Source organism: Mycolicibacterium obuense, assembly GCF_055397605.1.
Genome location: NZ_LC872746.1, coordinates 74141 through 88405 on the forward strand (window position 1 = coordinate 74141; position 14265 = coordinate 88405).

Annotated in this window: 10 protein-coding genes; all 10 read right to left on the reverse strand. The window is 63.0% G+C overall.

Annotated features, from left to right (window positions below; all coding sequences use genetic code 11):
* Positions 1-52 precede the first annotated feature (52 nt).
* The 10 genes from ACZ50N_RS27630 to ACZ50N_RS27675 all read right to left on the reverse strand — a co-directional run bounded on the left by ACZ50N_RS27630 (position 53) and on the right by ACZ50N_RS27675 (position 14192).
* Positions 53-460 carry a hypothetical protein gene (locus ACZ50N_RS27630; protein ID WP_046361766.1) on the reverse strand — a complete coding sequence of 136 codons (408 nt, stop codon included), beginning with the start codon at positions 458-460 and terminating at the stop codon, positions 53-55.
* Positions 457-1101, reverse strand: coding sequence for a hypothetical protein (locus tag ACZ50N_RS27635; protein WP_236728409.1), 645 nt, complete (start codon positions 1099-1101; stop codon positions 457-459). Before ACZ50N_RS27635 ends, ACZ50N_RS27630 begins: the two co-directional genes overlap by 4 nt.
* Before the next feature lie 89 nt (positions 1102-1190).
* Complete coding sequence (locus tag ACZ50N_RS27640; RefSeq protein WP_234788821.1) at positions 1191-6713, reverse strand: helicase-like domain-containing protein; 5523 nt, start codon at positions 6711-6713, stop codon at positions 1191-1193.
* A gap of 170 nt (positions 6714-6883) precedes the next feature.
* On the reverse strand, positions 6884-7459 hold the full coding sequence (locus tag ACZ50N_RS27645; protein ID WP_234788820.1) for a hypothetical protein: 576 nt from the start codon (positions 7457-7459) through the stop codon (positions 6884-6886).
* 85 nt (positions 7460-7544) lie between these two features.
* Positions 7545-8450 (reverse strand): hypothetical protein, encoded by a 906-nt coding sequence (locus ACZ50N_RS27650; RefSeq protein WP_046361763.1) that lies wholly within the window; start codon positions 8448-8450, stop codon positions 7545-7547.
* Between the two features lie 147 nt (positions 8451-8597).
* Positions 8598-9128 (reverse strand): ribbon-helix-helix domain-containing protein, encoded by a 531-nt coding sequence (locus tag ACZ50N_RS27655; RefSeq protein ID WP_131705473.1) that lies wholly within the window; start codon positions 9126-9128, stop codon positions 8598-8600.
* Positions 9121-9837 (reverse strand): ParA family protein, encoded by a 717-nt coding sequence (locus ACZ50N_RS27660; RefSeq protein WP_046361761.1) that lies wholly within the window; start codon positions 9835-9837, stop codon positions 9121-9123. The genes ACZ50N_RS27655 and ACZ50N_RS27660 overlap by 8 nt, the downstream gene beginning before the upstream one ends.
* A gap of 679 nt (positions 9838-10516) precedes the next feature.
* A complete protein-coding gene (locus ACZ50N_RS27665; protein ID WP_131705472.1) occupies positions 10517-10915 on the reverse strand; it encodes a hypothetical protein in 399 nt (132 codons plus the stop codon).
* A gap of 237 nt (positions 10916-11152) precedes the next feature.
* A complete protein-coding gene (gene erm(55), locus ACZ50N_RS27670; protein WP_046361760.1) occupies positions 11153-11965 on the reverse strand; it encodes a 23S rRNA (adenine(2058)-N(6))-methyltransferase Erm(55) in 813 nt (270 codons plus the stop codon).
* A gap of 319 nt (positions 11966-12284) precedes the next feature.
* Positions 12285-14192 (reverse strand): hypothetical protein, encoded by a 1908-nt coding sequence (locus ACZ50N_RS27675; protein ID WP_052765108.1) that lies wholly within the window; start codon positions 14190-14192, stop codon positions 12285-12287.
* Between the last annotated feature and the right edge of the window lie 73 nt (positions 14193-14265).

Consider the following 14265-nt stretch of genomic DNA (forward strand, 5'->3'; position numbering starts at 1 on the left):
CTTCCGGTGTTGTGGGGAAGTCCGGTGTTCTCCCGGTGGTGGGAACCGCTAACTAGGGGTGGTCCTCGTAGTGCAGCAGAACGACGGCGGCAGGGGTTTCCACGACGTGGAACTGAGCGCTGGCGGCAGGTAGCTCCTGGGCGCAGCGCTCAGCTTCAATCCAGGTAGTCACGCAGGCGGGGCAGTCGTGGTGTGCAAGGTGGGCCAGGCTGACAAGCCATGGGGTGACAGGTGCGGGGTCGAGCATGGTGTCGAAGTGGACTGTGAGCAGCGGCAGCTGGCTGACGCTGTACGGGTGGCGGTAGAGCGCGGCGGTCCCGGTGGCCACCACAGGGTCAGCTTCGGTGTCGAAGCCAGGAATGTAGAGAGGCCTGCCGTCGGTGAGGTGGTCGAGCCGGGAGCGAGCATAGCGACCAAGCTCGGCGGCGATGACCAGCGGCGACACGGTGCGGATGCTCATAGCTCCATCCCGTTCTCGGAGCCGTGGTGGCGGCTGTGACGGGGGCGGTTGCGCTCCCACCAGGCTTGCTGTTCGGGGGTAAGGCCGTCCTTGACGGCAGCGGTGTGCTCGGCGGTGGCGTGCTCGGCCGTGGTGGTGTCCTGGGATGCTTGGCTGGGCAGGAGGGCGGTCAGGCGGGGGTCTTCGTGCCACCGGTCGCCGTAGACGGAGTGGCCGATCCACAGCGCGATGGCGGGGGCGGCGGGCCCGGCGAGTTGTAGTGGCGGTGTGTGGTCGTCGGCGAAGGACATGGTGACTGCCCGTTGGTGGGGATCGGGATAGAACTCGGCCATTTCGCTGTACCAGAACGATGTCCACCCGCCTTGGGGGCGGCTGCACATCAGCCGCTGGTTGGTGGTCAGGACTGCGGCTTCGCGGTAGTTGGTCCATTGGGGTTGGCTGCTGCGGTCGGCCTCCCTCCGGCGGCGGTTGTTGACGACACCTTGGCCGGCCATGGCCGCAGCCATCAGAACCGGGTTGACTATGAAGGGGGCTTGGGCGCGTTCGTAGTGCCCGTTGCCGGCGGCCAGGCGGCTGTAGGTTGCGGGGCTGCTCAGTCGCGCGACCTCGTTGGTGTTCAGGAATGGGCCGTGAACGGCCACGGTGGGGGGTTCTTTGCCTGAGCGTAGGGCGGTGGCGGTACCGACCGCGTAACTCCACCACGGATCGATTGAGGGCGATGCTGGGGTGCTCACAGTGTCCTCCCGTCGTCACCGCGGTTGCGTTGGGTCTCGCGGAACTCGCTGGCGCGGGCCTGTTCGGCGAGGCCTTGCGCGAATCGGTATTGGTCGGCGGTGGCGAGCCCGGATTGTTCGATGAGGAATGGGGTGGGGTTCAGGTGCAGTGACCAGCCGGGCTGGCGGCCGGCGGCCAGCAGTCTCTGCTCGGCTTCGGCGGCTTTGGCTTTGGCCGCTTCGGACTGGGCTTCCAGTTGCAGCAGCGTGGTCAAGGTGGTGTGTTCTTCGCGTTTGGCTGCGAGTTCGTCGCCACGGTCGAATGGCTCGACCTCGGTGTTGGTGAGGTCGGTCAGGGAGTGGGTGAGGTGGTCGTGCTGGATCTGGAGGCGCTGGTGGTGGGCAGGAAGGTCTTTGTAGAGGTTTTCCACTCGGGTCAGCAGTCCGCGGGCTTTGGCGCTGCTTGCCCCGTTGGTCTCCCCCACTTTGGGTGCGCTGTCGTGCAGGTCTTGGATAGTGAACGCGATTTCGGCTGAGGGCCCTTCAAGGGTGACCCAGAGTCGATCTCCTACGTGGTCGCGGCGGGCGTGTAGAGCGATGCCGTTGATGGCGGTGTTCAGTGGTCGGCTGTCGTGGGACGCTGCGTTACTCAGGGAGCCGTAGACGCGCCGGCAGACTTCGGCAAACGGCGCTGCGGTGTCTTTGCGTTCGGGGTATCGGCGTCCTTCGACCACGATGTCCGCTGGCGCGTCTACGGGCTGGGATGCGATGGCCTCGACGGTTGGGGTGAGGGCGTCGAGTTGGGCGGTGGTGATGTCCAGTTGGCGCTGGCGTTGCCGGATATCGCGGTCGCGGGCAGCTATGCCGTCGTGGTAGGCCCGTTCTAGCGCGGTGAGGTGTTCGATTTCGTCTTGGAGCTGGACCTGGCGGACGTAGCGGGGGTCTCCGGTGGCCAGCGCCTTCGTTTCTGCGGCCGCGACGGTCATCTCGTTGCCGCCGATGTCATCGACTTCATCGACACTGATGTCGGCGCGTTTAACCTGTGCGATGAACAGTGATTTGGCTTCGATTTTCTGCCACATCACGACGTCGTAGGAGCCTTCTACGACGTAGTTGAAGATGCTGACTGTCTCGTTCTGGTTTCCTTGCCGGATGATGCGGCCTTCGCGCTGTTCGAGGTCAGCTGGCCGCCACGGCACATCGACGTGATGTAGTGCGACTGCGCGGGTTTGAACGTTCGTCCCGGTTCCCATTTTCTCGGTGGAGCCGATGAGCACCGAGACCTGGCCGCGGTTGCATTCATCGAACAGGCGCAGCTTGTCTTCGGCTTTCTCGGCGTCGTGGATGAAGCGGATCTTCTCGGCGGGCATCCCCCGGGCGATCAGGTCGTCGCGGATCGCGCTGTACATGTTGAAATCGTTCTTCTTCTTGCTGCCCTTGCTGGGGGTGCCGCGGTCGCAGAAGACGATTTGCAGGCCGCCGGGGGTGGGCATGTCGTGGCCGTATTGGGGGTCTTTGTAGATGGTGTCGGCGTACTGCCGGTGTACGGCCATGATGTTTTCGGCGACCGCGGCGGTCCGGGAGTGGGTGGGTTCGGGCAGGTGGACCATGCGCGGGTCGAGACTGGCTTCGCGGCCATCGTTGGAGATTTTCAGGATGTTGTCGCGGGCAAGGTTTTTCGGGTCAAGGTCGCCGGCCCGGTAGCCGAGGTCGGTGATGAAGTCCCGAAGGGTTTGATCGGCCGGGATGCTGACGATGGTGCGCTTGCCCTCGTTGCTGAGTTCGGGCAGCTTCAACCCGATCTGATCCCGGGTGATGACATCGGTGAACACCGACGAAATGCGGAGTAACTCTTGTAGGTTGCAGAATTTTCCGACTCGGGTAACCGGCCGCAGCTGTGTGCCGGTGGCGTTGACTTCGACGGTGTTCACGGTGGCGGTGAAGGTGGTCGCCCAGTCGTTGATATGCAGGACCCCGGCATCTTCGAGCAGATCGGGGCGCAGATAGCGTTGCATGACGTAGAGCTCACCCAGTGAGTTGGCGATCGGGGTTCCGGTCGCGAAGCTGGCGACTCGCTCGTCGGCGGGTGTGGGTGTGCGGCCGGCGGCGATAGCGTCTTCGCGGCGGCGGCTTCGGAGCAGTTCCATTTTCATGGCCAGGTCGTCGGCGCGGTCGGAGCCGTCCGGGCAGGCGAGTTCCTTGACGGGGCTCAGGCGGGTCCGGTTTTTGTACATGTGGGCTTCGTCAATCATCAGGTAGTCACACCCGGTGTGTTCGAACAGAAGTCCGGTGTCTTTGCCGTCTTGGTCGGTGAGTTTTTCCAGCTTCGATTCGTAGCGTTGCAGTGCTGCCTCGAGCCGTTTGACGGTGGCGGCGGTGGCGTTGTCTCCGGTGATGTTCTCCAGTGATTCGCGCAGCATCTTCGATTCTCGGGCGATGTAGTCGCGCTGGGCGTCCTGGCCGACGGGAATGCCCATGAACAACGATTCTGGGGCGATCACCATGTCCCAGTCCGAGGTGGCTGATTGGGCTACGAATCGGCGGCGGCCGGCGGGATCTGTGCCGGGTGTGCCGAGTAGGATTTCTGCGCCGGGGTACCACCACTTGGCTTCTTTTCCGACCTGTTCGATGATGTGGTTGGGGACCACGATCCAGGGTTGGCGGGCCAGTCCGAGGCGGCGCAGTTCCATTGCTGCCATGAACATGGTGCCCGATTTGCCTGCTCCCACAACGTGATCGAGAAGAACGTTGGGTTCTGCGATGATGCGGGCTACCGCGTCGCGTTGGTGGGTGTGTGGGGTGAACCGGTGTGACAGGCCGGGCAGCGTCAGCGCGGCGCCGCTGTATTTGGGGGCGCGCAGGCTGTTGAAGCGTTCGTTGTAGGTGGCGACCAGTTCGGTGCGGCGGGTGTCGTCGGCGAACACCCAGTTCTGGAATGCCTCGCTGATCTTGGTGGCTTTGGCTTGCGCAGCCACGGTGGCGTTGCGGTTGACACCGGTCCGGCCGGTGGTTTCGGTCTCCTCTTTGGTGTAGCGGATGGCGATTTCTTGGTTGTTGCAGACCATTTCCAGCAACGAGATGGCGTCGCGCTTGGGGAACCGGGTGCCCCAGGTCTCGGTCATGGCAGCGGTGTTGCGGCTCTGGCACTCGATCGACCAAACCCCTTGCACATGGTCGGCTTTCACGTGCACTGGCGCGGCATCGGCGGCCTTGAATGTCTCGCTGGCGAACTGCGCGACGTACTTGGCGTCGATCCAGGGCGATCCGGGGCGAGCGCTGATCTGGCTGGCTTCGCGGTCGACTGGCTGGACTTCGCGTAGGGCGGCGGCGTACTCGTGGTAGCGCGGGTCGTGTTCGGCTGCGGCCTCTGCTTGTCGTAGCTGTTGACGGACATTGCCCGACAGGGCTTGGGCGGCGGGAATGAGAATGTCTGGATCGCGTAGCGACGGGAAAACCAGCCCGCGCATCTTCTCTCGCGCGGCGGCGGGGTCGGTGTTCAGCAGTGTGGCGATGTGCGCAATATCGACGCCACCGTTGTGGTCCAGGCTGATGGCGAGGGCCTCTTCGGCGGTCTCAGCACGATCGCGGACCTGCGGTGGGCTCAGCAGATCTACCGAGAAGATGGGTGCCTTGCGTGTCTGCCCGGTGAGTTCGTCGTAGCCCTCCAGCGCCAGCACTGTGGTCCAGCCGGGATCGTTGCGCAGCGCGGTGACGATGTGCGGACGCATCTTGTACTGGCTGGGAGTTTCCCAGGCCTGCTCGTCCCACGCTTCGAGGAGCTCGGCGGGCACGGTGTGCTGCTCTGGGTTCTTCTGACGCCACCGCTCAATGGATTTCGCCAGAGTCTTGTCGTGGCGGTCTTGGGTGATGATGGAGGGCTTGCTCCACTTGAAGCGTTGGATAGGACCGTGTTTGGCGACGTAGGTGTCGTAGAGCCGGTTGAGTTCACCGCGCAGTTGTTCACGGACATCGCTGGGCTGGCCGCCCCGTTGTGATGACACGACCGCATTGGCAACATCACGCAGTTTGAGCAGGTGAATGGTTTCCTGCTTGCGGGTGTTGAAGACCTTCGCGGTAACCCAGGTGTCCCCTGTCCAGGTCTGGAACTCATCGGATGCTTCATCGAAGCGCAGGGTGTCGCGGGCCGGGAGTCTCGTGGTGACAGCAGTGATGAGGCCGGGATCGAAGCTCACATCGGTAACCTCGGTCAGCGATGCGGCGGTGGCCGTGAGTCCTTGCCCGCGATCCCGGGCAGCGTCGATGATGGTGCGCAGGCGGTGCCCGACTTGCAGAGCCAAGGGGCTGGATTCGTCGGCAGTGACGTTGAGGGTCTGGTGGCCGTGGATTCCGTGGCCGAGGCTGGGGCTTCCGAGGATGTTCTCGGGATGGTCGTGGAAGTAGGAGTTGATGTCGATCTCTGTGTCGGTGCCGTCATCGACAGCCACAGTCAGCGATGCAGTGTGTAGCCAGTCGTCAGCACCGGCTTCGATAACCCGGTCGGCTTCGCGGCGACGCAGCACGAGAATGTCGGTGACCACTGCGGTGCCCGCGACACGCCGGAAAGCGTTGGAGGGCAGGCGTATTGCTCCGAGCAGGTCGGCGCGGGACAGGATTTCGCGGCGGGCCTTCGGGTCGGCGTTGTCCATGGTGAAGCGGCTGGTGAGAACGATCTGGTAGCCGCCGGGTGCTGTGAGGTCCAACGACTTGACGATGAAGTGGTTGTGGATGGACAGCCTGCGCGGGTTGTAGGCGGGGTCGCGTAGCGCGAAGTTCCCGAACGGGACGTTACCGATCACCGCGGCAAAGGAACCGTTGGGGACGTTGGTTGTTTCGTATCCTTCGGCCCGAACTTGTGCAGTCGGGTAGAGGTAGGCGGCGATGGCTGCGCTGATGGGGTCTTTCTCGACGCCGACCATCTGCGCAGTCTCGGGAGCCAAGCCAATGAACGTTCCCGCGCCACACCCGGGCTCCAGGACCCGACCGCCGGTAAAACCGGCGTGCTGCAACGCTTTCCACATCTGCTCAGCGATGGCGGGGTCGGTGTAGTGGGCGTTGAGTGTGCTTCTGGACGCGGCTTGGTATTGGTCGGGGCCCAGGGCCTCCTTGAGGTAATCACGCTGGGCCGCGTAGGTGTCGCTGCGGGTGTCGAAGACCTCGGGGATCGCGCCCCATCCCGACCAGCGGGCCAGGATGTCTTGTTCAGCGGCGGTGGCATGGCGGGCTTGGCCTTGGAGCTCGATAAGCGTGTCGATGGCGGCGAGGTTGGCGGTGAGCCGGGCCTTCGCCCCGGACGGGACCGCGATGGTGGTTCCGGGACGGTAGTCGATGGCCGGCGGTGCAGGCACTCCCGGGGTCTCGTGCTCACGCTGGGCGGTATCGCTGGTATCTGCGTCGGGCATCGACTGCGGTGGCCTGACGGGGGCCGGTGGCGCGGTGGCGTCGGTAGTTGCGGCCAGTGGAGTCTGGGCCTGGTCGTCGCGGCTCGGTGCGGTGCGTAGGGGTCGATTGAGGGTCAGCGCGTCGATAGCCGCCGAGGGCACCTGGTCGGGTTGGGCGCTGTCATGGTCGGGCGCTGCTGGGATGAGCGGCGGCAGTGGGGCACCGCCGGGGTCGATGACGCGAGGATCGGTCGGCAGGTCAAAGCTGTCCTCGGCGAAGAGCGCAAGCTGTGGATCATCTTCGGCGAGAGGCTGAGCTTTACGCTTGCGGGCTACTCGGGCGGGTACCCCTCGGCCGTCATCGCTTCGGCGACTTCGACTCCCAGGTCGTGGGTCAGGCGATGGCCCGGGGCGGTGGGAATCGCCCGGTTTTCTTCCAGCCGGGTTGCCAGCAGATATGCCGCCTTGACCCGGAACATCGCGCTGCGGTCCGGCCACAGATGGTCTGCGAGTTCCTCGATCTGTTCGCTCGGCTCGGCCCGATACGTCAGGTGCCGCCACCGTTGAGTCCAGGGAATGTCGGCCAGTGCTGGCGGGCTGTCGTGGCCCTCCGGTGGCTGCGGAATCAAGTCGTACAGGCTCTGCCGCACGATCGCTTCGCGGGCGTTCTGCAAGGCCGTCTCGTGCAGACCGACTGTCGTCTCGTGGTCGGGCTGACCGTGGTGCTGCTGGGTCCAGCTCTGCACTGCCTGCTCCCCCAGCTCCAGTGCCAGCGTCGCGGCCTGATCGTCCAGCCGCTGGGTCACCAGGCTCAGGAACAGCTCTGTCTGCTCCGGGGACCACTGCGCTGGTATACCGATCTGGTGGTGATACACCTGGTCGACGGCTTGGCGCATCCACTCGGTCACTGTGACTGTGCTCCGATTCCTCGACGCTGAACAGACCCTGGTCCTCGGTGTCGGCCATAGTCGGCGCTCCCCTACTGCAATACCGCTAGTCATGGATTTCTCCCGTTCCTGCGGCATCACCCTGTTCGGGGTCGCCCATCTCCGACAACAGCAACGCGTCAAGGCGTTCTCTGTCACCAAGTTCACTGATCGCGACACTGACACGCTCCAGCGCCTCGTCTACATCCGAATGTAGCTGAGTAAGGCTCTGACTCTGGCGGGTCAGACGCACCTTGACAGCATTGAGTGTGTCCAGGGCGCCGTTGAGCGGAACCAGCGCCGGGTTCGGCGCCACTTTGGGGCCTTTGCGCACCGGGGTACCGCCGCGCAGCGCAGTGAGCGCAGATCCACGCTCCCACAGCAAGAAGGTGTCGATGCGATCGAGGGTCTCTGCGCTCGGGCCGAAGCCTCGCTTACCCAGAGTCGCCAGCGTCGCGCGGGCCGGTCCCCCAATGGCGGCGAACTTCGATTTCGTCATATTGAGCTCGCGCAGGCGCTTATCAATCCACCGAAGGAGATGGTCGTAGTCCCAGCCTGCAGGATCTTCGAACGCCGTATCGAAGACATCGTTGAGCGCTGCCGTCGCCGCGGCGACATCCTCTTCCGGTGCGTCGGCCGGTGGGGCCGGCAATCTGCCGTAGACGCCATCCTCGCGCGGTACCGGGTCACCGCCATGCAGCGCCCGTTCTGCTGATCCAGGCTCCCAGCTCAGCAGGTCATCGAGCTTGGCCAGGGTTCGGTAGCTCGGTACCCGGTCGGCACCCTGAGTGATCGCTGTCAGCGTCGACCGCGACAGAATTCCGTACTCGGATGCGGCAAGCACCGACATTCCCAGCCGACGTAGGCGTGCCTTAACGTGGCGGGCGAGGAGGGCGACATCGGGGTCGCCGGGGTGGTCCTGGTCCACGACGGCCGTAATGATCGCCTCCCAGTCCCCTCGTGCGGTGGTCACTTACTGACGTGGTGGTGAGTGACTACGCCGCCACGTTGCCGCAGAGTTTACATGCACTGTTGGCATACATATAGGTCAACATCGCACAATGGATGATCGTGGCGTGTCGGCACGCCTGCTCGTTCTATCGATAGAACGGTAGAGCGATTAAAGGCGGATTCTCCCCTGGTTGCTCGTTTCGGGCGCAGCTTCGCGGATCGCGGCGACAACCTGTTCGGGAGTCATGTGCTCGGCCAAGTGACGCACCGCGTAGCGGATGACCGCGCTTGCCGAGGTGACCTTGGGCTTGCCGTATCGACCGGCTTCAAGTGCGCGGCGTATGTACTTGTCCTCTTCCAGTTCCAGGTACGCCGTTGTCGGGTACAGCTCAGAGCTGCCGCTAGCGGGTTGACTCGCTACAGCCTTGTCCGACTTGTCCCGTACTGCTACTGCTGGCCGTTTCGCCTTGGTGCTCGGCGTCACGGCAGGCTCAGTCGATGGGGTCGACGGTGCTACTGACGAAGCACGTGTGTCCGTTGCCGCTGGCACAGACGACGGCTCCGGCGCCCCTGCCCCCTCAGTGGTGGCAGGGATACTCACGGGCGTAGCGCGCGGGCCGTGCAGCGGCTTGGGCATTTCGTTGCCCACTGGCTTGCGTTTGTCGCGCTGCGCCTTGAGCATGTCCATCCCGTTACCCATTCACGTACTCCTTCACGAACTCGCACACCAGTTTGTAGCGCTCAGCCAGGAGCCGGAAGGGCTTAGCCGGCGGATCTTCCGACGTGATAGCAATCCGCTTGGTCCGTTTGGGCAGGTCAGCGACCAACGGGATCGGCGGTGCGATCTGCACGGGGGTTCCAGCGGTGATCTGCTCAAGCTTTTTCAGCCCGACAGCGGCCGGGACTGCGCGGACCTTGGTCGGCAAGACCACAATCGGGTAGTCGACCATTTCGTCCACCAGCTGCTCCAACCCGCGTAGATCGAGCAGATCCAGGGTTGTGGGCGCCAGGACAACATCGGCCACGGCAAGGGCACCATGCGTGTGCTCGCCGGCTCCAGGGTGCGTGTCGACAACGACCCACTCGGTGTCCCACTCGGCAGCCCATTTCAGCAGTGCTTCTGACATCTGCTCGCGGCTAGGCGCTTCCTTGTCGAGATGCGGGTGTCCTGGCACTAGCCGAGGCTTGCGGTACCCCTTGAGAGGTTTCGGAGTGCGCCCCGTCGCAAGGGCATCCAGGATCGGGACCCTGGTTCGGTCCAGCGGCCGGTCCCCCCATATCGACGTGACGCCGGCGATGTCGTGTTCGAGGTCCACCAAGACGGCATCGAGCGAGTACGCCACCTCGTATGCGCTCGTGCTTTTTCCGACGCCACCCTTTCGTGAGTGAGTGACGAGAATCTTCGCCATTTGTTGTGTCTTTCTATCGAAGCATCGAGATACCGATCAAACGCTGTACCGATCAAACGCTGTACCGATCAAACGCTGTACCGATCAAACGCTGTACCGATCAAACGCTGTACCGATCAAACGCTGTACCGATCAAACGCTGTACCGATCAAACGCTGTACCGATCAAACGCTGTACCGATCAAACGCTGTACCGATCAAACGCTGTACCGATCAAACGCTGTACCGATCAAACGCTGTACCGATCAAACGCTGTACCGATCAAACGCTGTACCGATCAAACGCTGTACCGATCAAACGCTGTACCGATCAAACGCTGTACCGATCAAACGCTGTACCGATCAAACGCTGTACCGATCAAACCAACAATCGATGTAATCGTATCACCATCAAACGTTGTACCGCTAGTGCACTACATAAGGCATCGCTATAAGTATGTAACGAAGTAGCGTTCTAACGTTCTAATGTAGAATTACTAGATGGCGACCGGAAGCACTGCTACCTGCCCTTATGCGGCGCCCAAGGATTCGCTGTGCGCACATTCGTCACGGTGACGTTAATGACTAATAGATCCGGATAGAAACGCCACGCAAACTGACGACGTAGCCGTGTAGACGCCTTAAGCTGCGCTTCTTACTACGAAGACTTCTAAACGTTCGCGGCGAGTTCCTCGGCACTTACTACAGCCGGCCAAAATCCCATCTGCCCAGGATTAAGCCGGTCGACCCATTGTCGGATACTTCTGGCCTGGCCGTGAATCCGTTCATCTGGAGCGTCCAAAAGTGGGAATGCTGAGGGGAGGAATCAGCCGCGTCAGGCAGCGGAATCAGGGACGGCAGCGACCAGAGCATCCGGTCCCCATAAAGTCGGCCGGCCGGTTGATTCGGGATGAATTCAGCTACCCCCAGCACGGAGGGGCGTAGTCGTACTACGGCATCGCGGGCAGGGTCTTCGTGACGTGCTCGAACGAGTTCTCCTGATTCGACCCACGATTCCCAGAGCGCGACGACCTCATCAACGGGCTGGTCCAGAAACGCGAGACAAAACGGCATCCCGACGGCGATCACGATGGTGTCCAACCTTGAAATCTCCCCCCCGGACTAAGGACTGCTACCCCAAATGCTTGCACAGGCGTGGCCCGACAAGCTACGTCGATCGCGCCCGCCACTCCTTGTATGCTTCGGTCGCCCGTCAGGACTTTGCAGCAGGGCTGGAAGCAGTTGTCAGTTCTCAGCTGGCCTGAAGCATTCTCATTTGGTCTGATACACGCGGGGTGCTGGATGCGCACGGGTGTTCATCCAGCGCAGGACCATGGGTCATCGCCCGTTCCTCGAACGTTTGGGAGTGGCTGCTGCAGCGTGTCGAGTGGCGATGGCGAAGATCTCGGCCCACTGCTCTGGCGTGAGATCACGAGGCAGAGATGAATTTGAGAGTCGCTGCTGTGTAATCCATGTCATGACCCCACCTTTCGCCGAGGCGTCGGCGACGCGCGGCAGAATCTGACGCAGACCGCTGCCTTTGCTTGTGAAGACGGCGTGGACGAACGCGCTGTATTGCTTGCGCTGGGCGGTGTTCACGAGGGGGACGGTGCGCCGGGTGATGGTCATCAGGCCGGCATCGACTCCCGGCCGGGGTGTGAATGCCGCTGCTGGAATGCGGCCAACCAGTTGGAACGTATACCACGGCCAGCTTTGCGCCGTCATCATAGTCGCGCCTCCCACTGCTGCGCGGCGGCGCGCGACCTCCCACTGCACGAGCAGGACTGCGGTCGTCCAGTGGTCGGAGTGCAGGATGCGCCGAAGCATCGCGGTGGTCTGGTGGAATGGCAAGTTTCCCACGATGGTGTGCGGCGATCGCGGTAGTCGAAAGTGTAGGAAGTCATCATGCACAACGGTTGTTCGCGAGTTCACCTGGCGTCGGAGCGCTTGGACCTGTCGCGGGTCTATCTCGACGGCCGTGATAGGCCGTAGCAGGGTTTGCATTGGAAGCGTCAATGCCCCTGCGCCGGAACCAATTTCGATGATCGGACCGTTGCTTTGCGAGACGAGTTTGACAATGTGGTCGATCGTCGGTTGGTCAGTCAAGAAGTTCTGGCCGAATTCGTGGCGGCCAGCACGGAAAGTAGGCATCGGGAACGGACTCCGGGCTTTTGTGGGGTGGCCCGGGCAGCATGAGAACGCCGCCCAGCTGGAATGCTGAAAGCGGCGGAGCGCAAATAGTTAGGTGTCGCTGTCCGCCGCTAGAAGCGCCGGATCCGAATCACTGCCACGCTGGTAATTCCCACAGCGGCACCTTACAACACGTCGGCCATCCCACCAGGCTTCTCATTTAAACTGATGGACCACAGGTCATCTGTGCTGACCCCTGTACAGCACAGATGAGAACGGACAGTAGTAGTAGGCGCGGCGCACCATGCTTGGTGCTTGGCACACCCATGGTCGCGTATCGTCACTGTGACGGTTTGGCTGGTACTGCACGGCGACTTAGCAGCGTTGCCCCCATGATCGTCTCGACTAGGCCGATCGCGTGGTCTTCGAGCCGTTCTATGTCCTCGGGCGGTCCGGTGCGCAGAACGGATTCCAAGTAGTCCTGGGTATCAGCGAAGGCGTTATACGGCGGCGTTGATAGGGCGTCGCCGGCCGGTGCCTTCGCGGCATCGAAAGTGGTGTCTGCGTTCTTTAGCCGTTCCCGGATATCGAGCCATTGTTGCCATTGAGCACGTTGTTGGCGGTAGGTCTGTTGGCGTTGTTCTCGTAGGTGGGGCAGTTGATGTGCCTCGGCCAGGACAGTGGGGGTGACTGGCCCGGGTCCGAGCATTTTGGGAGCCGTCGCTGCAATGAGGCCGTGGATCTGTAGTTGGCGCACCACTTCATCCCCGGTACTTCGGGATACTGCCGCAGCGGCATAGATGTCGTCGCGATAAGTGAGGCCGTGGTGTGCGATGAGTTCGTAGATTCGGCGTAGGTGGTGGCCGAGGATGTGCCATATGTCGTGGACTGCTTCGATGCGGATGCGCTCGGTGTGGTGCTTGAGGTCGGTGATGAGGTTGTTCTGGCTGGTCAGTGCGTAGTAGTCGGCTTCTAGACCCATGTGGCTACGCACGAGGACGACTGGTGATCCTTGTCGGTCCCGGAGGTCTCTGAGGACACGCCACACCGCGTCTGGGCTAAGTAGCCCAGCACCCAGGGATAAGCTGCGGCCGCCGACTCCTACGACCCACGTTCCTGTGCTCTTGTCTCCGGCTTTGAGGGCGTGCACGGCCAGAGTTTGCAGAACTGCGTGCACTGTCCAGCGGTAGCGCTGACCGGCAAATTCGAGGTCGGCCCATCGGAAGGCGTTGGCCAGCCAGTGCCGTAGATCCGGCGGGCCGGTAAACCCGCTTTTGTGAGTAGCTGTTGGTGAACTACCCCCCTGTGTGTACTTCTGCTTGTGCTGCGGGCGTCGGTATTGAAGGGGGTTTGCGATGAGCCAGTCGAAGGCGCGGTCGATATCGCGTAAGAGGGCTCGGTCGGCGCCGTGTCCGTATCGCTTGTAGGCGGTTCCGAGGCCGTCATGCCAGGGGCCACCGGGTTCGATGAGTTCGCGCAGTATTGCCGGGGTGTAGCCGCGGTCGAGTGCGGCCACGACGGTGGCGAAGCGCGCTTCGCTTGGGCTTTTCCAGTGGGGTCGGTCGGTAGGGGCGGTGTCGCCGTGGGTGGCGAAGGCGGCGATGCTGTCGGGGAGGGGGTCGGTGCGGGTGTAGGCGGGCGTCAGGCGGCGGTGTTCACCTTCGCCTGTGGTGTAGCCGGACAGGTGGTCGTGTGGTTCGTCGGGTGGTGACGGGTCGGTGGTGGCAGCCGGTTTGAGCATGCCGAGGAGCTGGTAGAGCCGGGGCAGCATGTCTGGTGCGGAGCGCTCGATGAAGGCTGCGCGGGCATGGGTGAGGGTGCCGTCGAGATGGCGGTAGCCGCCGCGTTTGGTGAGGGTGCCGGGCAGGCTGATGCAGCCTTGGGCGGGGTTGAGGGCGGGGGCAATGTCGAGGGTGGGGAGGTGGCCGGCGAGTACGCGCATAAGGGCGCTGATCTCGGGGAGTGAGGCGGTGGTGCCGATTGCGAGGGGGCAGAGCAGGTGACGGCCGCCGTCGTCGGTGTAGTCGGTGACGACGCGGGCGCCGCAGCTGGTGAGCCAGGTTTCTGCGGTGCGCAGGTCGCGTTCAACGCCTGCGGCGTCGCCTCGGCTGGTGTCGAAATCCAGCGCTAAAAGGACGGTCGTTGCGTTTGCTGAGTAGAGGTAGACGGCCGCTGGCCGGGTGGGCCATTTCGCGGTGAGTTTCGCGGTCTGGGAGAACTTGCCGGTTTCGGGGGTCCATAGCCGCATCTGGTGGCGGCCCGGAGCCGCAGCTAAAGGTGCCAGACCAGCCCATACATCGGCGGGGTGTGCCTCTGCGGGA

Bases quoted from the DNA above. Each gene is read 5' to 3' on its own strand.
- ACZ50N_RS27630 (WP_046361766.1), bottom strand. From the start codon at position 460: ATGAGCATCCGCACCGTGTCGCCGCTGGTCATCGCCGCCGAGCTTGGT.
- ACZ50N_RS27655 (WP_131705473.1), bottom strand. From the start codon at position 9,128: ATGGGTAACGGGATGGACATGCTCAAGGCGCAGCGCGACAAACGCAAG.
- ACZ50N_RS27660 (WP_046361761.1), bottom strand. From the start codon at position 9,837: ATGGCGAAGATTCTCGTCACTCACTCACGAAAGGGTGGCGTCGGAAAA.
- ACZ50N_RS27675 (WP_052765108.1), bottom strand. From the start codon at position 14,192: ATGCGGCTATGGACCCCCGAAACCGGCAAGTTCTCCCAGACCGCGAAA.